We start from the raw sequence: 23691 nt of genomic DNA, 5'->3' as shown, positions 1-23691 counted from the left end.
TTGTAGCACGTGCGCCGCATTTGCCCAACCTTTCCATTTTAAGGACGAGAACAATGGCCAAAGTTTCACTGGAAAAAGAAAAAATTAAAATTCTACTTCTAGAAGGTCTTCACCCTTCTTCTGTAGAAGTACTGCAAGCCGCTGGTTACACAAACATTGAGTACCACAAAGGCTCGCTACCGGAAGATGAACTTCTTGAAGCAGTAAAAGATGCTCATTTCATTGGTATTCGTTCTCGCACTAATATCTCCCAAGAAGTTATTGATGCAGCTGAAAAGCTGGTTGCCGTCGGTTGTTTCTGTATTGGTACTAACCAAGTCAACCTTCAAGCAGCAGCAAAACGCGGTATCCCTGTGTTCAACGCACCGTTCTCAAACACTCGAAGCGTTGCTGAGCTCGTTCTTGGTCAGGTTCTATTGCTACTACGTGGCATTCCAGAAAAGAACGCGCTTGCACACCGTGGCATCTGGAAAAAGAGTGCCGACAACTCTTACGAAGCCCGTGGTAAGCGTTTAGGTATTATTGGCTACGGTCACATCGGTACTCAACTGGGTATTATTGCTGAAAACCTTGGCATGCGTGTTTACTTCTACGACATTGAAAACAAACTGTCTCTGGGTAACGCAACGCAAGTTCATACCATGACGGAATTACTGAACAAGTGTGACGTAATCTCTTTGCATGTACCTGAAACCAACGAAACAAAAGACATGATGGGTAAAGAAGAGTTCGAGCGCATGAAGCCTGGTTCTATCTTTATCAACGCAGCTCGTGGCACGGTAGTCGATATTCCTGCTCTGTGTGGCGCTCTGGAGTCTGGACACCTTGCAGGTGCGGCTATTGATGTTTTCCCAACAGAACCAAAAACCAATGCAGACCCGTTTGAGTCTCCATTAATGCAGTTCGATAACGTGATCCTAACGCCTCACGTGGGTGGTTCAACTCAAGAAGCACAAGAGAACATTGGTGTTGAAGTTGCTGGTAAGCTAGCGAAATACTCTGATAACGGCTCTACGCTATCAAGTGTTAACTTCCCTGAGGTATCACTACCACTGCATACTGGAACGTCTCGTTTATTACACATTCACGAAAACCGCCCAGGCATCCTAACTCAGATCAACACCATCTTCGCTGAGGAAGGGATCAACATCGCGGGTCAATACCTACAGACTGCGGCTGATATGGGTTATGTCGTTATCGATGTAGAAGCCGATCGCTCTGAAGAAGCACTGCTTAAACTGAAAGAGATCGAAGGCACAATCCGTGCTCGTCTTCTTCACTAATCATCACACTCAAAATGCATAAAAAAGGCTCTCATCATGAGAGCCTTTTTAGCATTTGGCCTATCGTAGGTAATTAGGTCGTCATGATCCAAAACCTTCTATATCACTGTCATTACTCTTCGATCTGGTAGATCACATTCACGCGATCACGAATGGTGATCGTTGAGTCTTCATAAGAGTTCGATTCTGTTCTTGCATCCATCGCCATTGAACGCATGAGTACTGGCTGAGAAGATTGGGCGTTGTAATCCACGCGCCATACATCACCTAACTCGCGCTCAAAACCACTCGCCAATGATTTAGCTTTTGATGTCGCATCTTTAATGGCTTCTAAGCGCGCTTGCTCTTGATACTTAGCTTGGTCGCGAACTTGCAGTTGGATGTTGTCGATCTGATTAATGCCTTCTCCAATCGCAATATCCATGTACTCATTAAGATTAGCTAGCTCAGTCACTTGAACGGTCACATTACGTGAGGCGCGGTAGCCAACCAGTTCCGGTTTGCCATCTTTCGGGTAATGATATTGAGGAGATAAATACAGGTTAGAGCTGTGTACACTCGCCTCATCAACACCAGCTTGATGTAGCTTGTTTAGAAAGCCTGTCACGACTTTATCAACGGTATTTTTAGCCTGTTCAGCAGTCATCGTCGATTCCACGACTCTCACAGAGAATGTCGCCATATCAGGTGTAGCGATCACTTCACCATAGCCTGTCGTTGAAATATGAGGAAAGGATGGAGAGTCAGCCAATGATGGAAAACTCACAGCACTCAACGCCGCAGTAAGAGTAAGAGACGTTGCTAACATCTTTGGTACAAGCTTCATTAGGTATGACCTATGCTAAACAAATGTCCTTTCATCATAGAGCAATTTATCGTTTAGCCAATCCAGAGCACACACTTCTAACAGAACTTTGACGCTGAAAAAACCAACAGTTTACTGAGGTAAGTGATTGTGAGCAAAACTCAATATTGCTTGGGATACCTCTTTTAATACTCCGCTCTCAAGCTGCCAATGGTGCCAATAGATGCGATAAGAGAGCAGAAAGCCAGGGGTAATATCAATCAGAGCACCAGACTCGAGCTCATCGATAATCTGTAATCGGGGGATCAAGCAATAGGCTACACCCGATAATGCCAAGCGCACAAATGCTTCTGAACTGCCGACTGTATGATTGATCACACTGTCTCTCGGGACGTTAAAATGATCATGCAGAAACTTCTTATGCAGATCATCGTATTGATCATAGGAAACCGCAGGTGCTTTGCTTAAGGTGGCGTAGTTTACGCCCTCTGCAAAGTAACGCTGATGAAAGTCAGGGCTAGCCACGCACACATAATCCATCCTACCGAGATAGTCAGCACTGCAGCCAGGAATCGCTTGAGACTCCAAACTGATTGCACCGGCCACCTCGCCACTTTTAATCTTTTCAATGGTTCTCGACTCACCATGAATCGCGAGGTTCAACTCGACTTGGCGAGACTTAATCACATCCGACAAAGCTGGTAGCAACCATGTCGCCAAACTATCAGCGTTGGTGGCTATGGATATCGATAGTGGTTGATTACCCTCTTCATTCATCAACTCAGGCACAAGCTCGTGCTCTAACAAACGAACACGGCGATATAAGCCCAGTAGTTTTTTACCCGCAGGCGTTGGCCTAGGCGGGCTTTCTCTCACCAAGGCTGGCTGAGCCAACCACTTTTCCAGCTGTTTGATGCGTTGAGATACCGCCGACTGGGAGATATATAACTGCTCAGCAGCCCTTTCGAAGCTACGTTGTTTTACTACAGCATCCAGTGCTTCAATCCATTTATAATCCAATCCGCGCATCAATTTGCTTCCTTTTTAAGCTAACTCATCACCACATTAGCAACTCTAATAATGGATTAAAATCATTAATTATACTTATTTAAAGGGTCAGAGTATCTTCGCCATATAGCACGTAAATATCGTTAAATAAGTGGAGGTTAAAATGAGTTTTTGGGTTTTATTACAAGGTTTTGGTCTAGGGGCAAGTATGATTATCCCTATTGGCGCTCAGAATGCGTACGTCCTAAATCAAGGGATAAAACGCAATCATCATTTAACGACAGCAACGATTTGTAGCCTGCTCGATACTCTGTTTATCTCATTAGGCATTTTTGGCGGCGGAGCGATCTTGTCGCAAAATGAATTACTGCTTACCTCAGTGACACTAGGTGGCATCGCTTTTCTGACTGTGTATGGTTTGCTCTCACTACGCAGTGCATTCAAAGTGCGCACCAGTGATGAGTCGAAAGGTGAGATATTAGCGCGTGGCAAGCGCACCGTTATTTTAGGGGCATTGGCAGTAACAGTATTAAACCCACATCTCTATTTGGATACCGTGGTAATTCTTGGATCCATTGGTGGGCAATTTGAAGGCAACGACAGAATTGCATTTGCTATGGGGACTATATTGGCTTCGTTCGTCTGGTTCTATTCTTTGTCATTAGGCGCTGCAAAACTAGGCCCGACGCTATCTAAACCTAAGGTTAAGAAAGGCATTGATATCGCAGTCGCAACCATGATGTTCGCCATAGCAACGGTGCTTACCGATGGACTTATTGAGCAATACTGGTAAATCTATTTAGCTTCATGAAACCAACAAAAAAGGCGGATAACCTAAGTTATCCGCCTTTCCTTATAAAAGCTTATAGTTATAAAAACTAACTAGGAATTAAGCTTCTACTTTATTCATGTGTACATCCATTTGCGGGAATGGAATTTCGATACCCTCGTTATCCAAGCCTTCTTTAATTGCTTGCATCAGGTCGAAATAAACATTCCAGTAGTCAGCAGTGCTAACCCATGGACGAACAACGAAGTTAACTGAAGAATCAGCAAGCGTATGAACACCAACTTGAACGCCAGGTTCTTTCAGTACACGCTCATCAGATTCACAGATCTTAGTCAGTAGCGCTTTTGTCTTCTGAAGATCAGCGTTGTAAGAAACACCAATCATTAGATCAATACGGCGCGTCGCATGACGAGAATAGTTTGTGATTGGGCTGCCGATAACGCTACCGTTAGGTACTACAACCATTTTGTTGTCTGGCGTTGTTAGAACCGTTTGGAAGATTTGAATAGAATCAACTGAACCTGCCACACCACCAATTTCCACATAGTCACCAGACTTAAATGGACGGAATGCAACGATAAGTACACCAGCAGCAAAGTTAGATAGTGAGCCTTGTAGTGCAAGACCAACGGCTAAACCAGCCGCACCAATAACAGCAACTACAGATGCCGTTTGAACACCTAAACGACCAAGTGCAGCAATTAAAACAATCACAAACAACAAGTAACGAACTAAACCATGGACGAACTCCACAACTGCTCGGTCCATTTTCTTCTTCTGAAGAACCTTAGACACGCTATTCGCTACTGCTTTAACAATAAGGTTGCCAATAAATAGAATTATCAGTGCTGAAATGATATTTACGCCATATTGGATAAATAAATCTGAATTATTTGTTAACCACTGCTCTGCTTGAGACAAACCATCCACAAGTGGAGTCTCAATCGCTGTCGAACTATCAGCCATAATGTGCATCCTCTATATAATATGCTATGGGCTAAACTGCCTTAAGCCTCATTTACTCTGCAATATAATAAACAGTGTAATTACCGTTAAGTCATTGTGTTAAAAGTAAATTAAAGCCAAGTCCTTTTTATAAACTGAACCAAGTTCAGTTTTTCGGCACGATATCCTATCTTTGACAGATTGCAAAGTCATATTTATGTAAGCTTTTGAATTATTAAAACTTACCGATAAACACAAATACCGATAACTAAAAGACTACGAAATTTATTCACCGCACGCTAGGTTTTTCACATATTTAGTACAAGTTTTTATCAGATATAAAAAAACCCGCTCAATGAGCGGGTTTTTAAAACTTAAAGAGTACTTAATTCAAAGAATTATAGTACGTCTACAGCGTTAAGGTCAGCAAATGCTTTCTCTAGACGAGCAACCATTGAAGCTTGACCAGCACGTAGCCATACGCGTGGATCGTAGTACTTCTTGTTTGGAGCAGCTTCGCCAGTTGGGTTGCCGATTTGACCTTGTAGGAAATCGAAGTTGTCAGCAGAGTACTGACGGATACCGTCCCAAGTTGCCCACTGTGTATCAGTATCGATGTTCATTTTGATAACACCGTAGCCGATAGACTCTTGGATTTCTGCTTCAGAAGAACCAGAACCACCGTGGAATACGAAGTTTAGAGCGTTAGGTGCGATACCGAACTTCTCTGCACAGTATGCTTGAGAGTCACGTAGGATAGTTGGAGTAAGTACAACGTTACCAGCTTGGTAAACACCGTGTACGTTACCGAAAGATGCAGCGATAGTGAAACGTGGGCTAACAGCCATTAGTTTCTCGTAAGCGTATGCTACGTCTTCTGGAGAAGTGTAAAGCTCAGATGCGTCCATATCAGAGTTATCAACGCCGTCTTCTTCACCACCAGTACAACCAAGTTCGATCTCGATTGTCATGTTCATTTTAGCCATGCGCTCTAGGTACTTAGCACATGTTTCGATGTTCTCTTCTAGAGACTCTTCAGAAAGGTCTAGCATGTGAGAAGAGAATAGAGGCTTACCAGTTTGTGCGAAGAACTCTTCACCAGCGTCTAGTAGACCGTCGATCCATGGAAGAAGTTTCTTAGCAGCGTGGTCAGTGTGCAGGATAACTGGAACACCGTAAGCTTCAGCTACAGCGTGTACGTATTTTGCACCAGCTACAGCGCCAAGAACTTGTGCGCCTTGACCTTCAAGTTTAACGCCTTTACCTGCGAAGAATGCAGCGCCGCCGTTAGAGAACTGAACAACTACTGGAGCTTTAACTTTAGCAGCTGCTTCTAGTACTGCGTTTACAGAGTCAGTACCAACAACGTTTACAGCAGGAAGAGCAAATTTGTTTTCTTTTGCTACTTCAAATACTTTCTGTACGTCATCGCCAGAAATCACACCAGGTTTTACAAAATCGAAGATCTTAGACATGGAAATAGTCCTATTTATTCTATCGTTTTAAGATTAAAAAACTTAAGTTTAAAAACTTGCAATCGTTTGCTCACAACTTATGCCATTCTAGCAAAAAAGTGTGATATGCAGCAAACGTTAAAAGGCGAGATTCACATCTCGCCTTTCTAAATCAATTATGCTTTAGCACGCTCTTCAAGCATTGCTACTGCAGGAAGTACTTTACCTTCAACGAATTCAAGGAAAGCGCCACCGCCAGTAGAGATGTAAGAAACGTCAGCTTTGATACCGAACTTATCGATAGCTGCTAGCGTGTCACCACCACCTGCTACAGAGAAGCCTGCAGACTCAGCGATTGCTTTAGAGATACCAGCTGTACCCGCTTCGAAGTTCTTGAATTCGAATACGCCTACAGGGCCGTTCCAAAGGATTGTTTTCGCGTTGCCGATGATTTCAGCTAGTGCCGCAGTTGAATCTGGACCAAGGTCGAAGATCATGTCGTCGTCTTGAACTTCAGAAACGTGCTTGATTTCAGCTTCTGCGTTTTCGTCGAATGCTTTAGCACATGCAACGTCAGTTGCTACTGGGATAGCACACTCTTTCATTAGCTTTTGAGCCGTTTCAACTAGGTCAGCTTCGTATAGAGACTTACCTACGTTGTGGCCTTCAGCAGCGATGAATGTGTTCGCGATACCACCACCAACAACAAGCTGGTCAGCAATTTTAGAAAGAGATTCTAGAACGGTTAGTTTAGTAGAAACTTTAGAACCACCAACGATAGCCACTAGTGGGCGAGCTGGGTTGTCCATTGCTTTACCAAGCGCTTCAAGCTCAGCAGCTAGAAGAGGGCCAGCACATGCTACAGGAGCGTAAGTACCAACGCCGTGTGTAGAAGCTTGAGCACGGTGAGCTGTACCGAATGCATCCATTACAAAGATGTCACATAGTGCAGCGTATTGCTTAGAAAGTGCTTCTTCGTTCTTCTTCTCGCCTTTGTTGAAACGAACGTTTTCAAGAACAACAAGTTCACCAGCGTTTAGCTCTAGGCCGTTTACGTAATCTTTAGCTAGTTTAACTTCGCAGTCTAGTGCGTCGTTTAGGTAGTTAACTACAGGAGCTAGAGAGAACTCTTCGTTGTATTCGCCTTCAGTAGGACGACCAAGGTGAGAAGTAACCATTACCTTTGCGCCAGCTTCTAGGCAAAGTTTGATAGTTGGTAGAGATGCAAGGATACGTGCATCTGAAGTTACTTTACCGTCTTTTACTGGTACGTTTAGGTCAGCACGGATAAATACGCGTTTACCTGCAAGTTCCAGGTCAGTCATCTTGATCACAGACATGATTTGTCCTCTCAAATTTAAATAAATATAAAGTTTTGGAAACTCAGCAACCCTGCTAAGCCTATAAATTATTCAACTGGTAATTCTTTCACTACTAATAATATGTGGACTCTTAGTATTTATTTCAAGCTAAAAAATAAATAATCCGCACATTTGCTTCTAGGTCTTACTTCTTGCCTTCAGAAGCTTGCATTGCAAGAACCGTATCCAGCATTCGGTTCGCAAAGCCCCATTCATTATCACACCACACTAGCATTTTAACTAAGTGGCCGTTGCTCACTCGCGTTTGTGAACCATCAACGATTGCGCTATGGGGATCGTGATTAAAGTCGATGGAAACGAGCGGCGCTTCAGTATAGTCAACTATATTGTGTAATGTACACTGGGATGCATTAACAATGGTTTGATTTACGTCATTAACTTTCACATTTGCATTAATTGTGACACTTAAATCCATCGCTGTTACGTTTACCGTCGGCACACGCACAGATATAGCTTCAAATTTGTTGGAAAATTTCGGGAAGATTCTTTCAATACCTTTATGCAACTTGGTATCGACAGGAATGATCGATTGGCTTGCTGCTCGAGTACGACGCAAATCGCTGTGGTACGCATCGATAACTTGTTGATCATTCATTGAAGAGTGAATAGTCGTAATCGTACCGGACTCGATACCAAAGGCGTCATCAAGAACCTTAATGATAGGGACAATACAGTTGGTGGTGCACGAACCATTGGAAACGATTTGGTGGTCCGCTTCGATGGTATCGTGGTTCACACCATAGATAATGGTGTTATCGAGGTCATTGGCACCGGGGTGAGAAAACAGTACCTTTTTCGCCCCTGCAGCAATGTGCGCGAGGCCGTCATCTCGGCAACCATAAACACCGGTACAATCGAGAACGATATCCACCTCAAGGTCACGCCAAGGCAACAGCTCAATATCAGCAAGATGTAAGATACGAATGGTATCAAACTCACCCTTGTCTTCAGCACCAATGCCATGATGGACATAAATGTGCTCTTGATCGTTAGAGATTTTCTTACCGAAGCGGCCGTGACTGGTGTCGTACTGCAATAGGTGAGCCATAGCGTCAGGCTGAGCAAGCTCATTAACAGCTACTACTTTGATTTGTTGGCTTTTGCCACTTTCATAGACAGCGCGTAATACATTACGCCCTATTCTTCCAAATCCGTTTATCGCGACTTTTAGCATATTTCCGTACATCTAACCAAAATTTCGTGCAACAGATGATAACTGAATCCTACCCAAAAGGCATTACTTGAATAACCCCGTTTAGTTAGGACAGGTTAATCTGTTGCTTGTAGAGATAAGCCTAGAAGAAACAAATCCCAGATACAAAAAACCGAGCTCAGCGCTCGGTTTTTCCTTCATTTAACTGTTAGCACAGGCCATCAGTCAATGATTAAGCAAGAAGCTCTTTCGCTGTGTTTACTACGTTTTCAGTAGTGAAACCGAACATCTTGAATAGCTCACCTGCTGGTGCAGATTCGCCGAACGTTGTCATACCGATGATCTTGCCACCGAAGCCAACGTATTTGTACCAGAAGTCAGCGATGCCAGCTTCTACTGCGATACGCGCTGTAACATCAGATGGAAGTACAGACTCACGGTATTCAGCGTCTTGCTTGTCGAATGCGTCAGTTGCAGGCATAGATACTACGCGTACAGCTTTACCTTCAGCGGTTAGTTGTGCAGCAGCTTCAACTGCAAGCTCAACTTCAGAACCAGTTGCAATGATGATTAGCTCTGGCTTGCCTTCACAATCTTTCAGGATGTAACCACCCTTAGCGATGTTAGCAACTTGCTCAGTATTACGATCTTGTTGTGCAAGGTTTTGACGAGAGAAGATTAGAGATGAAGGACCATCTTTACGCTCAATAGCCAGTTTCCAAGCCACTGCAGATTCAACTTGGTCACATGGACGCCATGTGCTCATGTTTGGAGTCAGACGTAGAGAAGCGATCTGCTCAACCGGTTGGTGAGTAGGGCCATCTTCGCCTAAGCCGATAGAATCGTGCGTGTAAACTTGGATGTTCTGAACTTTCATCAGAGCAGCCATACGCATTGCGTTACGCGCGTATTCCATGAACATTAGGAACGTTGCGCCGTATGGCACGAAACCACCGTGCAGAGCGATACCGTTCATGATAGCCGTCATACCGAATTCACGTACACCGTAATGGATGTAGTTACCAGAAAAGTCAGTTGCTTCAAGAGACTTAGAACCAGACCACATAGTCAGGTTAGAAGGCGCAAGGTCAGCAGAGCCGCCCATGAATTCTGGAAGCATTTGACCAAACGCTTCTAGTGCGTTTTGAGATGCTTTACGTGAAGCGATGTTTGCTGGGTTAGCTTGAAGATCAGCAATGATTGCGTTTGCTTTCTCTTCCCACTCAGCGGGTAGCTCGCCGTTAGTACGACGTTTGAATTCAGCTGCTAGCTCTGGGTAAGCCGCTGCGTATGCGTCAAACTTCGCGTTCCACGCTGCTTCTTTCGCTGCGCCTGCTTCTTTCGCATTCCACTCAGCTGCGATATCTGCTGGGATTTCGAAAGGACCGTGTTCCCAACCCAATGCTGCTTTAGTTGCTGTGATTTCATCAGCGCCTAGTGGAGCACCGTGACAGTCATGCGTACCCGCTTTGTTTGGAGAACCAAAACCGATGATAGTTTTAGTACAGATAAGCGTTGGACGAGGATCCGCTTTAGCCGCTTCAATCGCTGCGTTGATAGCATCAGAGTCGTGACCATCTACTGCTGGGATTACGTGCCAACCGTATGCTTCAAAACGCTTAGGTGTATCGTCAGAGAACCAACCTTCAACTTCACCATCGATAGAGATGCCGTTGTCATCCCAGAAAGCAACCAGCTTACCAAGACCTAGCGTACCTGCTAGAGAACATGCTTCGTGAGAGATACCTTCCATCAGACAGCCATCACCCATGAATGCATAAGTGTAGTGGTCTACGATGTCGTGGCCTTCTTTGTTGAACTGTGCCGCCAGTGCTTTCTCAGCCATTGCCATACCAACAGCGTTAGTGATGCCTTGACCTAGAGGACCAGTCGTTGTTTCGATACCAGGAGCGTAACCGTACTCAGGGTGACCTGGAGTCTTAGAGTGCAGTTGACGGAAGTTTTTCAGGTCTTCAATTGAAAGCTCGTAACCTGCAAGGTGAAGCAGAGAATAAATCAACATTGAACCATGGCCGTTAGACAGGATAAAACGGTCGCGGTCAGCCCATTCTGGGTTTGCTGGGTTGTGGTTCAAGTGGCCACGCCAAAGAACCTCAGCGATGTCAGCCATGCCCATAGGTGCGCCTGGGTGGCCTGAATTTGCTTGTTGAACACCGTCCATGCTAAGTGCGCGGATTGCATTGGCTAGATCTTTACGAGAAGGCATGTCTGCTCCTGGATACATAAGCGATTTAAAAAAGAGATAATTGCTAAAGTTTTCATTTTTATTAGCGCGGGTATTCTCTCAAACGACTATTGCGACTGCAAACGTTTTACTGGCATTTTAACGGTCATTTTTCGCAATTTTCGAACATTTACATCACTTGGCAGTGGCTTATCTCGATCGATACGCAAACGATTAGTTATGACATATCATAAAAAAGAGCTTGTAATTCGACCGCTGGAATTTAGAATAGCCGTCTAGATGTAGAAACACCTACAAAATATACTGTATTTAATGGCGGCGCTTCCTAGCTTGCGACGCCATAAACTATTTACACCAAAAACTAAAAGTGGAGCTCTCATGGCTAAGCACCTATTCACTTCTGAATCTGTTTCAGAAGGCCATCCAGATAAAATTGCAGACCAAATCTCTGATGCTGTTCTTGATGCCATCTTGGAACAAGATCCAAAAGCACGTGTTGCTTGTGAGACTTACGTTAAAACCGGCATGGTTATGGTTGGCGGTGAAGTAACAACGTCTGCATGGGTTGATATCGAAGAAATCACTCGTGAAACAGTACGTGAAATTGGTTACGTTCATTCTGACATGGGCTTTGACGCTGACTCTTGTGCTGTTTTAAACACAATTGGTAAGCAGTCTCCAGACATCAACCAAGGTGTTGATAAAGAAGACCCTAAAGAGCAAGGCGCAGGCGACCAAGGCATCATGTTTGGTTACGCGACTAACGAAACTCCTATCCTAATGCCAGCTCCAATTACTTACTCTCACCTTCTTGTTAAGAAGCAAGCTGAAGTACGTAAGAGCGGTAAGCTTGACTTCCTTCGCCCAGATGCGAAATCTCAAGTTACTTTCCAATACGACCAAGGTAAGATCGTTGGTATCGATGCTGTTGTTCTTTCTACTCAACACTGTGATTCAGTAACAACGCCTGACCTACGCGAAGCAGTAATGGAAGAAATCATCAAGCCAGTACTTCCTGCTGAGTGGATCAACAAAGATACTAACTTCTTCATCAACCCAACAGGCCGTTTCGTAATCGGTGGCCCAATGGGTGACTGTGGTTTAACTGGTCGTAAGATCATCGTTGATACCTACGGCGGCGCAGCTCGTCACGGTGGCGGTGCATTCTCAGGTAAAGATCCATCAAAAGTTGACCGTTCTGCAGCTTACGCAGCACGTTACGTTGCGAAAAACATCGTTGCTGCTGGTATGGCTGACCGTTGTGAGATTCAACTGTCTTACGCTATCGGTGTTGCTGATCCAACATCTATCATGGTTGAAACGTTCGGTACTGAGAAAGTAGCACACGAAATCATCATTGAAGCTGTTCGTCAAAACTTCGACCTACGTCCATACGGCCTTCAAGAGATGCTGAACCTTCTTCAGCCTATCTACAAGCAAACTGCTGCATACGGTCACTTCGGTCGTGAAGAGTTCCCTTGGGAAGCGACTGACAAAGCAGCAATCCTTGCGGACTTCGCTGGCCTAAAATAATTTAGCCACTGCGATGTGTTCCTTTAAAGCCCTTACTGCTTAGTAAGGGCTTTATTTTTATGTACTTACCGAACTTTCACTCACAATACCCTTCCCTAACGCCCTTCTTTACCGTTAACCACTTAGTATAAAAAGCCGCTGATAATTTGTGTTTTCTAGCACTACTGACAATAGTTAAGGTAACTCCTAGGCGATCAAGCTCACATTTAACTTAAATTAATTCAGTCTGATAACGCTCGTTAAATGCACGCTAGAACAATAACTGGGATGACAAAGAGCAATTTAGCTCAACACCATAACTCTCACACAAGCCACATCGATGAGCCTTATGGAATTATAACTAGGACGTTATTTAACTAGGGGGATCTATGCCTCGTACCGCGCACCCATCCGAACTGAACGATAAAAAACACAAGGTCAGCGATAAGGATTACGCTCGCACCATTCCTTGCAACCAAATCAGTATTTCCGCACCCTTTCATTGGTTGTCGCTTGCTCTGCATGACTTAGTAAGAATGCCATTAATCAGCGCATTTTACGGATTGTGCTTTATGGGAGCGGCAATTGCGATTGTTCAACTTGTCCAATGGCAAGGAACACACTTAGTCGTGATGCCAAGCCTGATCGTGTACATGCTGATAGGGCCGTTTCTTGCCCTAGGCTTGTATGACGCAGCTTGGGAAAGAGAAAAAGGCCATAACGCCAGCCTACTGCACTCAATGAAAGCCATCACTCGCAACTCGACCCACCAATGGGCCTTTGCGATTGTGTTGATGGTTGCGATGATATTCTGGATGCGTATCGCTGCGTTATTGCACGCGCTCTACCCTTCAGTGCAAGGCGCACCACTGGCTGAGTTCGCTCCCTTCTTAATTACGGGTTCTGTGATTGGTTTTGTTATCGCAAGCCTCATATTTAGCATCTCAGCATTTTCAATTCCGTTAATGATGGAGAGACGCGTTGATGTGATGAGTGCGATTTTCACTAGCTTTAATGCCGTGAAATCGAACATCCCTGCAATGGTGGTTTGGGCGAGTATTATTTGTGCCGGTATTTTGGTGGGTTTTGCCACCTACGGCATCGGAATGATCGTCACCATGCCGCTACTTGGCTATGCTACATGGCACGCTTATCACGAGATCATTAAGAAAAAACATCACGTGTAAAGCATCGCTAGATCAACAAGCAATGTTATGATTAGGCCTTGGTTTAAACGCTGAGGCCTTTTATTTGGAGTTAACAACGTTTGTCTTACACCCCGCAACAACACCGAGCAAATAAGAAATTGGCCGAATGCCTAGCTATCGCAAATCAACATTTCTCTCGTGAATTTCCACACCCAACTATCACCTTCAAGTTAAGAGGCAAAGCGGCGGGAAAGGCCTACCTTCAGCTCAACGAAATTAAGCTCAACCACGTACTATTTTCTGAAAATGAAGATGCCTTCATCAACGAGGTTGTGCCACATGAACTCGCACACCTGATCACGCATCAGGTTTTCGGACGTGTTAGGCCTCACGGAAACGAGTGGAAATACGTGATGGAAAAAGTATTCAACGTGCCAGCCAGAACAACTCACAGCTTTGAAATCGCGTCAGTTCAAGGGAAAACCTTTGAATATCGATGTGAGTGCACCACTTACCCATTATCAATCAGACGACACAACAAAGTACTTCGGAATCAATCGACCTACCGCTGCCAATTGTGCCAGCAAACCTTAGCTTTCACGGGAACTCAACTAAGCTAGTGACAGGTTGATTTACTCGGTAGAACAAATCTAATAGAGAGATTTAACATTTGAGTGCTAGACTGATGTTTATCATACTTTTATCAGTCTTTTTCTATGCAAAAACTCACCTTCAAAGCATTTGGCCTACCTGTATCTTTTTACTTAACAATAGTATTTGGCCTACTGGTAACCCAAAGCGTTCTCGCCGCACCACCGAGCTCATTTTCCAAAGCAAAAAGAGAAGCGGTGAAGATTTACCTCGACCATCCGACTTCATTTTATTGCGGCTGTGACATTACATGGAAGGACAAAAAGAAAGGGATTCCCGACCTTGATGGCTGTGGCTATCAAGTCCGAAAACAACAAAAGCGGGCGAGTCGAATTGAGTGGGAACACGTGGTTCCAGCTTGGCAATTTGGCCACCAGCGTCAGTGTTGGCAAGATGGTGGGCGCAAGAACTGCACTCGCAATGACAAAATATTCAAATCCATGGAAGCCGACCTTCACAACCTAACTCCGGCCATTGGCGAGGTTAACGGTGATCGCTCCAACTACAACTTCAGTCAGTGGAATGGCATGGATGGTGTGAGCTATGGTCAGTGTGAAATGCAGGTCAACTTCAAGCAGCGTAAAGTCATGCCGCCAGACAGAGCAAAAGGCTCTATCGCGCGTACTTACCTTTACATGAGCCAAGAGTATGGTTTCAAACTATCTAAGCAACAAACCAACCTAATGATGGCGTGGAACAAGCAATTTCCTGTCGACAAGTGGGAATGTACTCGTGATGAGCGAATCTATGCCATCCAAGGTAATCACAACCCATTTGTTTACCCTGCTTGTAAATAACGTCGCTCGTACAATCAACATTCCTAACTATCTCAAACAAGAGTTTCAGAATTGCCCCTGAAACTCTTGCTCTACCCTTGTTTTTTCAACTAAAAGCATCCATGTTAGGCAGAGACAAAATACCCAAATGAACATATTTATAGGTTTACCAGCATGAGAATCCCTCGTATTCATCACCCAGAACGCATTCATCAGTTAGGTTCACTCGCTTTAGGCGAAGATGCCGCGGGTCATGTTGGTCGTGTCCTTCGCATGAAAGAAGGCCAAGAAGTCCTTCTATTTGATGGCAGTGGCGCTGAATTCCCTGCGACGATAGCCGAAGTATCAAAGAAAAATGTCACCGTTAATGTTTCTGAACGCATCGAACGCAGCAGCGAATCTCCGTTAGACTTACATTTAGGCCAAGTGATTTCACGTGGCGACAAAATGGAGTTCACGATTCAGAAATCGGTTGAGCTTGGTGTGAACACCATTACCCCTTTAATTTCAGAGCGCTGTGGCGTTAAGCTTGATACAAAACGCTTCGAGAAAAAACTCGCACAGTGGCAAAAGATTGCTATCGCGGCGTGTGAACAGTGTGGCCGCAATACGGTTCCAGTCATTCGCCCTATCATGCAACTTGAAGAGTGGTGTAGCGAACCGAGTGAAGCATTAAAGCTGAACTTACATCCTCGTGCAAAATACTCAATTAATACCCTTCCAGAACCTATCAGTAAGGTACGCCTATTGATCGGCCCTGAAGGTGGCTTGTCGGCTGAAGAAATCGGCATGACAGAACAATACAAATTTGAAGAGACGCTACTCGGCCCACGTGTACTTCGTACCGAAACAGCAGCTCTAACCGCAATTACTGCCTTACAAGTCCGTTTTGGCGATCTAGGCTAGGAGAAAAAAATGATCAAACTTGGCATCGTAATGGATCCAATTTCATCCATTAACATCAAAAAAGACTCTAGCTTTGCCATGATGCTTGAAGCTCAGCGTCGTGGTTACGAAATCCATTACATGGAAATGGATGATCTACATTTAGATCAAGGCGTAGCCATTGCTGACACTAAGGTTGTTGAACTAAAAGAAGATCCAAACGGTTGGTACGAGTTCAAATCAGAACAGACTATCGCGCTATCCGATTTAGATGCGGTACTAATGCGTAAAGATCCTCCGTTTGATACTGAGTACATCTACGCAACTTACATTCTTGAGCGTGCTGAAGAGAACGGCGCACTGATCGTCAACAAACCACAAAGCCTACGTGACTGTAACGAGAAGTTGTTCACGGCATGGTTCCCTGAACTGACACCGACCACCATCGTGACTCGTAAAGCTGAAAAAATTAAAGCGTTCCGAGAAGAACACGGCGACGTGATTCTAAAACCACTTGATGGCATGGGCGGCGCGTCTATCTTCCGTGTGAAAGAAGGCGATCCAAACGTATCAGTTATTATTGAAACCTTGACCAACCACGGTCAGAACTACGCAATGGCACAAACTTTTGTTCCAGACATCAGCAATGGTGATAAGCGTATTCTTGTGGTTGACGGTGAGCCAATGCCTTACTGTCTAGCGCGTATTCCTGCAAAAGGGGAAACTCGAGGTAACCTTGCTGCTGGCGGTACAGGTGAAGCTCGTCCTCTAAGTGAAACAGACTGGGCTATCGCAAGAGCAGTTGCTCCAGCACTGAAAGAGAAAGGCTTAATCTTTGTTGGGCTTGATGTTATCGGCGACAAGCTGACTGAAATTAACGTGACTAGCCCTACTTGTATCCGTGAAATTGAAGCCGCTTTTGATATTTCAGTTACAGGTAAATTAATGGATGCAATTGAGCGTCGCGTTAACGCTAAATAGCCTAAACTAAAGAAAGCCTTAGCTATTCGAAAACACAGAAATATCTAGGCAAAGAACAATGAGCGGCTTTACGCCGCTCTTTTTCCTTTACTGGGAACACACTGGCAGGAGGCTCTATGAATTTAACGAACCACTTTCTGGTTGCTATGCCCGGAATGAAAGACCCATACTTTCAAAATTCGGTGATTTACCTTTGTGAGCACAATGACGAAGGCGCGATGGGTTTGATGATCAACGCCCCTATTGATGTCACTGTCGGTAGCATGCTTAAGCAAGTTGAGGTTGATTCTGATCAGCCAAAACCCAACCAAGCAAGTCTTGATAAGCCTGTATTGAATGGTGGACCGGTCGCAGAAGACCGTGGGTTTATTTTGCACAAACCTAAAGGCAACTATCAATCCAGTATCAGCATGACGGATCAAATCTCAGTGACAACCTCAAAAGATATCTTGATGGTGTTGGGCACAGAAGATGAGCCGATGAATTATTTAGTCGCACTTGGGTATGCAGGATGGGAACCGGGACAACTGGAAACCGAACTGACCGAGAACTCGTGGTTAACCGTTGAAGCCGACCCGAAGGTCATCTTCGATACACCGATTTCTGACCGCTGGAAAGTCGCTGTACAGATGTTAGGCATTAATGCAGCTCAGCTTTCAGCAGACGCTGGTCACGCCTAGCTCAAATCAACTAAGTAAAATAAACAGACACTCTCAAACACAGATAAATTTGGAAACCCCATGTCACGAACAATTATGGCATTTGACTACGGTACAAAAAGTATCGGTAGTGCGATAGGACAAGAAATCACGGGCACCGCAAGCCCTCTAAAAGCTTTTAAAGCCAAAGATGGCATCCCAAATTGGGACGATATCGAAAAGCAAATTAAGGAGTGGCAGCCGAATCTTATCGTGGTTGGTCTTCCTACCGATCTTCATGGTAAAGATCTAGCCGCGATTACACCAAGGGCGAAGAAGTTTGCCAATCGCCTAAAAGGGCGCTTTGGTGTCGATGTTGAACTGCATGATGAAAGACTTTCTACGACAGAAGCAAGGGCCGACCTTTTTGAAATGGGCGGCTATAAAGCGCTAAGCAAAGGCAATGTCGATAACCAGTCTGCAGTCGTCATTTTAGAGAGCTGGTTTGAAGCACAATATTCATAACGAAAATTAAGAGCTCAAAGATTAAACTCCTTTGTGATCCTATAATGATATTACGACGTAATGTCGAAGCAATTCATTATTAGGTAAGTGGGAGTTCACATGAAAATTTTTCTAGCAATCTTCGTAGCTCTAGCAATATCAGCGTGCAGTTCGACAAGCTCCAATAATGCAGGTTATATGAATAATACTTCGACTGACGCAGACGTAATCAGCGAGCCTAAGAACAAGAAGCGTTGATAATACAGACGCAGTCGAACGATGAATATGATGAACGCCTGATTTTAACCTAGAATCAAATCAGGCGTTTTTTATCACCCCATATCTATCTTCACACTAGCCAACGCCCCAGTTCCGTAGTCGTCATCACCACGTCTAGTTTTGAGCATTAAGCGCAAGTCATTAGCAGAATCGGCACTGTGGAACGCATCCTCTTCGCTGATCTTGCCTGCTATCACTAAATCATACAAAGCTTGGTCAAAGGTCTGCATACCTATCTCTTTCGATTTAGCCATGGTTGCTTTCAGTTCGTGCAGTTCACCACGACGAATCAAGTCAGAAACACGAGGGCTATTCAGCAGAATCTCGAATACACCATGACGCCCGCTGCCATTCTTGTCGCGAATGAGTTGCTGAGCGACGACACCACGCAGGTTCATCGATAGGTCAAACAAGAACTGTTCTTTCTGCTCTTTCGGCACCAAATGAAGAATACGCTCTAGCGCTTGGTTAGCGTTATTGGCGTGCAAGGTTGCCATACACAAGTGACCCGTTTCAGCAAAGGTCATCGCGTATTCCATGGTCTCACGGCTACGGATTTCGCCAATCAAGATCATGTCTGGTGCTTGGCGTAGCGAGTTCTTAAGCGCGACTTCATAGCTCTCGGTGTCGAGTCCAACTTCACGCTGTGTCACGATGCACTTTTTATGTTCATGCACAAATTCAATCGGGTCTTCAACCGTCAAGATATGTCCCGAGCGATTGGTGTTGCGATAGCCTGTCATTGCTGCCATTGAGGTCGACTTACCAGAGCCTGTCGCACCAACCACCAGCACAAGTCCGCGCTTAGCTATTGATAGGTCCTGTAGTACATCAGGAAGCTTTAGTTGCTCAAAGGTTGGGATGTTAGTCTCGATACGTCGAATGACCGCTCCAGGTAGCTCTCGCTGAAAGAATGCACTGACACGAAAACGACCAAAGTCACGCACAATCGCAAAATTAGCCTCACGCGTTTGCTGATATTCATCACGTCGGTCTTGTTCCATCATCGCATCAAGTAATTGAGCAACTTGAGCCGCATTCAGCTTCTCTCCTTGGGGGCGTAATTCACCATCCACACGAAAAAGGATTGGCGCATCAACCGTGATATAAAGATCCGATGCCTTTTGAGAAAGCATTCCCTCAAGGATTTGATTCAATTCCATTGTGTCCACCTTGATTAAAACATTGAGGTTTCAATTTCGATCTTTTTCTCGACCTCTTCCGAATCAACCAAGCCCTGCGCCATCAGCTGCTTCGCATTTTGTTCCATGGTCTGCATGCCGTGCGCTGCGCCCGTTTGAATGATCGAGTACATCTGAGCGACCTTATCTTCACGAATCAAGTTTCTGATCGCCGGTGTTGCCATCATGATTTCATGACACGCCACACGACCACCACCAACACGCTTTAGCAGCTTCTGGGCTATCACCGAGCGCAGTGATTCAGACAACATCGAACGAACCATATCTTTATCGCTACCTGGGAACACATCGATAATACGGTCGATCGTTTTAGCCGCAGAACTGGTGTGCAGAGTACCAAAGACCAAGTGACCCGTTTCTGCTGCGGTTAACGCTAAGCTAATCGTCTCTTGGTCACGAAGTTCACCAACCAGAATCACGTCTGGGTCTTCACGTAAGGCACTGCGCAGTGCCGCTTTAAAACTGTGAGTATCACGGTGAACTTCACGCTGGTTGACTAGGCATTTATTATTGGTGTGAACGAATTCAATCGGGTCTTCAATCGTCAGAATATGCTTATTGTGGTTGCGATTTACGTAATCAACCATCGCCGCAAGAGTCGTTGATTTACCAGAGCCAGTGGGACCAGTAACGAGCACTAAGCCTTTTTCGTAGTTAGCAATCCTTTCGAAGATCTCAGGTGCACCTAACTGATCTAAAGTCGGGATTTCGACAGGGATAGTTCGAAAGACAGCTGAGCAGCCACGGGCTTGGTTAAACGCATTAACACGAAAGCGACCAACATTGGGTAATTCAAAAGAGAAGTCGACTTCCAGTTTTTCTTCAAACTCGCCGCGTTGTGAATCGCTCATGATCTCAAAAACCAAACGATGCACATCAGCATGACTCAAAGCTGGGATTCCAAGCTTCCTTACTTCACCATCTATACGTACCATTGGAGATACACCCGCAGAAAGATGTAGATCTGACGCGTTATGCTTTACACTAAAATCTAGTAACTCAGTGATATCCATTTATTTTCCCTTAAGTAAAGTCAGCTATGAGTAGTATTCAACAAAATATCGAACAAATCACCTCACAGATTCGTAGTGCTGAGCAAAAGTGCGGACGAGCTCCAGAGTCCGTGCAACTTTTAGCCGTCAGCAAAACTAAACCTATTGATGCGATTCTAGAAGCCGCACTCGGAGGCCAAGTTGCCTTTGGTGAAAACTATGTTCAAGAAGGTGTAGATAAAGTAAAACACTTTTCAGAACAACATTCTAACCTAAATTTAGAGTGGCATTTTATTGGTCCAATTCAATCCAATAAAACCCGCCCAATCGCGGAAAGCTTTCAATGGGTGCATTCCGTCGATCGCGATAAGATCGCACAAAGGCTTAATGATCAACGACCAAGCGAACTTCCACCTTTGCAAGTGTTGATTCAGGTAAACACCAGTGGTGAAGAGTCCAAATCTGGAACCTCAGAAGAGACAGTTTTTGCACTCGCGGAGTTGATTTCATCGCTCCCCAACCTCACCTTAAGAGGATTGATGTCGATTCCTGCAAACGTATCTGACTATCAATCTCAGCTTAATGCATTTTCTCAACTGGCAGAGCTTAAAGACAAGCTAGCCGCGAAGTATTCAGACATTGATACCCTTTCGATGGGGATGAGTGGTGATATGGATGCAGCAGTTGAGGCTGGCAGCACAATGGTTCGTATTGGAACAGCTATTTTCGGCGCTCGTGATTACGCGAAATAGCCGTAGTAAGTAACGACAAGTACAAGTATTGATACCGCTTCGCCTTATCCGCGCAGCGACACGCTCAGGATTTTATATATGGTACATAAGAACATCGCCTTTATTGGGGCGGGAAACATGGTTCGCTCAATTGTAGCTGGCTTAGTTGCTAGTGGTTACCCAGCGCAAAAGATTACTGCGACAGCACCTTCAGAAACCAGAAGGCTGCCGTTAGAACAAGAATACGGCATCAATACCACCAGCGATAATATTGCAGCAGCTGAAAAAGCAGACGTTGTTGTGTTATCCGTGAAGCCACAAATGATGGCTGATGTATGTAAACCCTTACAAGATATCGACTTCAGCAACAAACTGGTTATCTCAATTGCCGCGGGTATTAATGCGAATCGACTTAATGAGATGTTAAACTGCCAACTGAACCTTGTTCGTGTGATGCCAAACACGCCATCACTGCTTGGTAAAGGGATGAGTGGTCTTTATGCCGATGCAACTGTCAGCCAAGATGATAAAGACTTTGCTTCTCAGCTGATGCAAGCTGTTGGTGAAGTAAGTTGGGTTGAACAAGAGTCTGGAATCAACAACATCATTGCGGCGGCGGGTAGCGCTCCGGCTTACTTCTTCCTGTTTATGGAAGCGATGCAAGCTGAAGCAATCAAGCAAGGTTTTGACCAAGAAACCGCTCGTAAGCTAGTGCAGCAGTCTGCATTAGGCGCGGCAGAGATGGTGGTAGCAAACCAAGATACTGAATTATCAACACTGCGTGAACAAGTGACATCCAAAGGCGGCACGACCGCAGAAGCACTACGCACGTTTAACGAACATCAACTATCAGACATCGTAGCAAAAGCCATGCAAGCGGCGGTTGCTCGAGCTGAAGAGATGGAAAAACTGTTTTAGTACCAATCAAGGTAAACAAGCATTTTGCCGCTCTGGTTATATCTAAGCGACAAGTAAATCCGAAAAAGGAAACAATATGAACTCGATGAGCTTTCTGATCTCGACCGTTTTTGATCTTTACATCATGGTTGTGATCTTGCGTATCTGGCTACAAGCATCACGTGCAGATTTCTACAACCCATTCTCACAATTCATCGTAAAAGCGACACAACCGGTTGTTGCCCCACTACGCCGAGTTATTCCATCAATCGGCAGCCTTGATCTAGCGACCGTTGTTTTCGCTTATGTGCTGTGTGTACTTAAGTTCGTTGCTCTAAACCTGATTATCTCTGGCGGCGCTGCCGTTTTCGATATTAGCTTCCTTATCTTTGGTGCACTGTCTCTGCTCAAAGCGGCTGGTGGTTTGATCTTCTGGGTTCTACTTATCCGTGCAATCCTAAGCTGGGTAAGCCAAGGTCGTAGTCCAATCGAGTACGTATTCCATCAACTGACTGAACCAATGCTAGTGCCTATCCGCCGTATCCTTCCGGACATGGGTGGTTTCGACCTAAGCGTACTGGTTCTGTTCATTGTTCTGCAATTTGCGAACTTCCTAATGGGCGACATGATTGGCCCTATTTGGTATCAGCTATAATTCAAGTACAAACATCAGGTACTTTGACGATGCCAAAAGCGGTTTGGGCCGAGGAAGACGATATTCTTCTTAGGCTCTATATCCAACCCAAAGCAAGCCGAGACAAGATTGTTGGCTTGCATGGTGAGGAACTCAAAATTGCCATAACTGCTCCACCAGTAGATGGCAAAGCCAACGCCCACTTAGCGAAATACCTTGCGAAACAGTTTAAGGTCGCAAAAGGGCAAATTAAGATAGAAAAGGGAGATCTCGGTAGGCACAAGCAAGTTCGAATATGCTCGCCAAGCCAAATCCCAACTGAAGTCAAAGCCATCCTATGATGGCTTTTTGCTATTTATTGGAGTCATTATGCGTTTATGGATAACAGCACTACTCACCGCTCTTGTTGCCTTACCAAGCTCAGCAGGGCAATTTAAGAACATTAAGGATGTCGAGGTTCATTACTCGGCTTTTAATTCCACGTTCTTAACTTCGCAAGTCGCTAAGCAATACAAACTTAAGCGAAATGGATACTCAGCAATCCTCAACATCAGCGTGTTAGACAAGGCTTCTCTAGGCAAGCCTGCGACAACGGCTAAAATTACGGGAACAGCGAAGAACCTCGTTGGAAACACCCGTACTTTGAAGTTTCGAGAAATCAAAGAAGGCGATGCGATTTATTACCTTGCTGAGTTCCCCGTAACTCACGAAGAAAACATCACCTTCGACATCGATGTGAACGCAGGCCTAAAAGGCACTGGTCCACTGCGTTTCACACAGAAATTCTATATAGAAGAGTAAGCTCAAACCTTACTTTTCATTTATTAACTTATTT

General features: G+C 44.8%; 25 protein-coding genes. 16 read left to right on the top strand and 9 right to left on the bottom strand.

Annotated features, from left to right (window positions below; all coding sequences use genetic code 11):
• The first annotated feature begins 53 nt into the window (after positions 1 to 53).
• A complete protein-coding gene (gene serA, locus LMH68_RS10330; RefSeq protein ID WP_017059058.1) occupies positions 54 to 1283 on the top strand; it encodes a phosphoglycerate dehydrogenase in 1230 nt (409 codons plus the stop codon).
• A gap of 112 nt (positions 1284 to 1395) precedes the next feature.
• Here the strand turns inward: serA and LMH68_RS10325 are convergent, their stop codons facing one another.
• Both LMH68_RS10325 and LMH68_RS10320 read right to left on the bottom strand, forming a co-directional pair.
• Positions 1396 to 2109, bottom strand: coding sequence for an oxidative stress defense protein (locus LMH68_RS10325; protein WP_017059059.1), 714 nt, complete (start codon positions 2107 to 2109; stop codon positions 1396 to 1398).
• Positions 2110 to 2220: 111 nt separating this feature from the next.
• Positions 2221 to 3117, bottom strand: a complete 897-nt coding sequence (locus LMH68_RS10320) for a LysR family transcriptional regulator ArgP (protein WP_017068706.1) — start codon at positions 3115 to 3117, stop codon at positions 2221 to 2223.
• A gap of 142 nt (positions 3118 to 3259) precedes the next feature.
• On the opposite strand from LMH68_RS10320, the gene LMH68_RS10315 reads away from it, so the two are divergent.
• The gene (locus tag LMH68_RS10315) at positions 3260 to 3889 is read left to right on the top strand and encodes a LysE/ArgO family amino acid transporter (RefSeq protein WP_017059061.1); all 630 of its coding nucleotides are present in this window, start codon (positions 3260 to 3262) and stop codon (positions 3887 to 3889) included.
• 96 nt (positions 3890 to 3985) lie between these two features.
• Here LMH68_RS10315 and mscS read toward each other — a convergent pair whose 3' ends face one another.
• The 5 genes from mscS to tkt form a co-directional block, all read right to left on the bottom strand.
• Positions 3986 to 4852 (bottom strand): small-conductance mechanosensitive channel MscS, encoded by an 867-nt coding sequence (gene mscS / locus LMH68_RS10310; RefSeq protein WP_017063201.1) that lies wholly within the window; start codon positions 4850 to 4852, stop codon positions 3986 to 3988.
• A gap of 377 nt (positions 4853 to 5229) precedes the next feature.
• Positions 5230 to 6306 carry a class II fructose-bisphosphate aldolase gene (gene fbaA, locus LMH68_RS10305; protein ID WP_010435694.1) on the bottom strand — a complete coding sequence of 359 codons (1077 nt, stop codon included), beginning with the start codon at positions 6304 to 6306 and terminating at the stop codon, positions 5230 to 5232.
• 155 nt (positions 6307 to 6461) lie between these two features.
• Positions 6462 to 7625: a phosphoglycerate kinase gene (locus LMH68_RS10300; protein WP_017059064.1), complete on the bottom strand. Its 1164-nt coding sequence runs from the start codon at positions 7623 to 7625 to the stop codon at positions 6462 to 6464.
• A 166-nt stretch (positions 7626 to 7791) separates the two neighbouring features.
• On the bottom strand, positions 7792 to 8841 hold the full coding sequence (epd, locus tag LMH68_RS10295) for an erythrose-4-phosphate dehydrogenase (RefSeq protein WP_032545627.1): 1050 nt from the start codon (positions 8839 to 8841) through the stop codon (positions 7792 to 7794).
• 211 nt (positions 8842 to 9052) lie between these two features.
• Positions 9053 to 11047: a transketolase gene (gene tkt, locus LMH68_RS10290; protein ID WP_229648163.1), complete on the bottom strand. Its 1995-nt coding sequence runs from the start codon at positions 11045 to 11047 to the stop codon at positions 9053 to 9055.
• A gap of 357 nt (positions 11048 to 11404) precedes the next feature.
• On the opposite strand from tkt, the gene metK reads away from it, so the two are divergent.
• The 9 genes from metK to LMH68_RS10245 all read left to right on the top strand — a co-directional run bounded on the left by metK (position 11405) and on the right by LMH68_RS10245 (position 18379).
• Entirely contained in the window at positions 11405 to 12559 is a 1155-nt protein-coding gene (metK, locus tag LMH68_RS10285) for a methionine adenosyltransferase (RefSeq protein ID WP_017062234.1), read from the top strand.
• A gap of 368 nt (positions 12560 to 12927) precedes the next feature.
• The gene (locus LMH68_RS10280; RefSeq protein ID WP_017062235.1) at positions 12928 to 13725 is read left to right on the top strand and encodes a DUF2189 domain-containing protein; all 798 of its coding nucleotides are present in this window, start codon (positions 12928 to 12930) and stop codon (positions 13723 to 13725) included.
• A gap of 80 nt (positions 13726 to 13805) precedes the next feature.
• Entirely contained in the window at positions 13806 to 14306 is a 501-nt protein-coding gene (locus tag LMH68_RS10275; RefSeq protein ID WP_017062236.1) for a SprT family zinc-dependent metalloprotease, read from the top strand.
• 96 nt (positions 14307 to 14402) lie between these two features.
• Positions 14403 to 15134: an endonuclease gene (locus tag LMH68_RS10270; protein ID WP_017063198.1), complete on the top strand. Its 732-nt coding sequence runs from the start codon at positions 14403 to 14405 to the stop codon at positions 15132 to 15134.
• 153 nt (positions 15135 to 15287) lie between these two features.
• Positions 15288 to 16019, top strand: a complete 732-nt coding sequence (gene rsmE / locus LMH68_RS10265) for a 16S rRNA (uracil(1498)-N(3))-methyltransferase (protein ID WP_017062238.1) — start codon at positions 15288 to 15290, stop codon at positions 16017 to 16019.
• A gap of 9 nt (positions 16020 to 16028) precedes the next feature.
• Positions 16029 to 16979 carry a glutathione synthase gene (gene gshB / locus LMH68_RS10260; RefSeq protein ID WP_004735482.1) on the top strand — a complete coding sequence of 317 codons (951 nt, stop codon included), beginning with the start codon at positions 16029 to 16031 and terminating at the stop codon, positions 16977 to 16979.
• Between the two features lie 116 nt (positions 16980 to 17095).
• On the top strand, positions 17096 to 17659 hold the full coding sequence (locus LMH68_RS10255) for a YqgE/AlgH family protein (protein WP_017062239.1): 564 nt from the start codon (positions 17096 to 17098) through the stop codon (positions 17657 to 17659).
• 60 nt (positions 17660 to 17719) lie between these two features.
• A complete protein-coding gene (gene ruvX / locus LMH68_RS10250) occupies positions 17720 to 18142 on the top strand; it encodes a Holliday junction resolvase RuvX (RefSeq protein ID WP_004735480.1) in 423 nt (140 codons plus the stop codon).
• 99 nt (positions 18143 to 18241) lie between these two features.
• Positions 18242 to 18379, top strand: a complete 138-nt coding sequence (locus tag LMH68_RS10245; protein ID WP_229648164.1) for a hypothetical protein — start codon at positions 18242 to 18244, stop codon at positions 18377 to 18379.
• A gap of 74 nt (positions 18380 to 18453) precedes the next feature.
• Here LMH68_RS10245 and LMH68_RS10240 read toward each other — a convergent pair whose 3' ends face one another.
• Together LMH68_RS10240 and LMH68_RS10235 are read right to left on the bottom strand one after the other, a co-directional pair.
• Positions 18454 to 19563, bottom strand: coding sequence for a PilT/PilU family type 4a pilus ATPase (locus LMH68_RS10240; protein ID WP_229648165.1), 1110 nt, complete (start codon positions 19561 to 19563; stop codon positions 18454 to 18456).
• A gap of 14 nt (positions 19564 to 19577) precedes the next feature.
• Entirely contained in the window at positions 19578 to 20615 is a 1038-nt protein-coding gene (locus tag LMH68_RS10235) for a type IV pilus twitching motility protein PilT (protein WP_017062242.1), read from the bottom strand.
• A 26-nt stretch (positions 20616 to 20641) separates the two neighbouring features.
• Between LMH68_RS10235 and LMH68_RS10230 the strand changes: the two genes are divergently transcribed.
• The 5 genes from LMH68_RS10230 (at position 20642) to LMH68_RS10210 (ending at position 23657) form a co-directional block, all read left to right on the top strand.
• On the top strand, positions 20642 to 21346 hold the full coding sequence (locus LMH68_RS10230) for a YggS family pyridoxal phosphate-dependent enzyme (RefSeq protein ID WP_017062243.1): 705 nt from the start codon (positions 20642 to 20644) through the stop codon (positions 21344 to 21346).
• Between the two features lie 78 nt (positions 21347 to 21424).
• Positions 21425 to 22243, top strand: coding sequence for a pyrroline-5-carboxylate reductase (gene proC / locus LMH68_RS10225; protein ID WP_017063196.1), 819 nt, complete (start codon positions 21425 to 21427; stop codon positions 22241 to 22243).
• Positions 22244 to 22319: 76 nt separating this feature from the next.
• On the top strand, positions 22320 to 22877 hold the full coding sequence (locus LMH68_RS10220; RefSeq protein ID WP_017067798.1) for a YggT family protein: 558 nt from the start codon (positions 22320 to 22322) through the stop codon (positions 22875 to 22877).
• Between the two features lie 29 nt (positions 22878 to 22906).
• Positions 22907 to 23197, top strand: a complete 291-nt coding sequence (gene yggU, locus LMH68_RS10215) for a DUF167 family protein YggU (protein WP_102427900.1) — start codon at positions 22907 to 22909, stop codon at positions 23195 to 23197.
• Positions 23198 to 23225: 28 nt separating this feature from the next.
• The gene (locus LMH68_RS10210; RefSeq protein WP_017062246.1) at positions 23226 to 23657 is read left to right on the top strand and encodes a DUF4426 domain-containing protein; all 432 of its coding nucleotides are present in this window, start codon (positions 23226 to 23228) and stop codon (positions 23655 to 23657) included.
• Positions 23658 to 23691: the final 34 nt, after the last annotated feature.

The organism is Vibrio sp. F13 (assembly GCF_020806305.2).
Taxonomy (GTDB): domain Bacteria; phylum Pseudomonadota; class Gammaproteobacteria; order Enterobacterales; family Vibrionaceae; genus Vibrio; species Vibrio crassostreae_C.
Note: the sequence above shows the minus strand (reverse complement) of the source record. Positions and strands in the feature narration are given on the sequence as shown.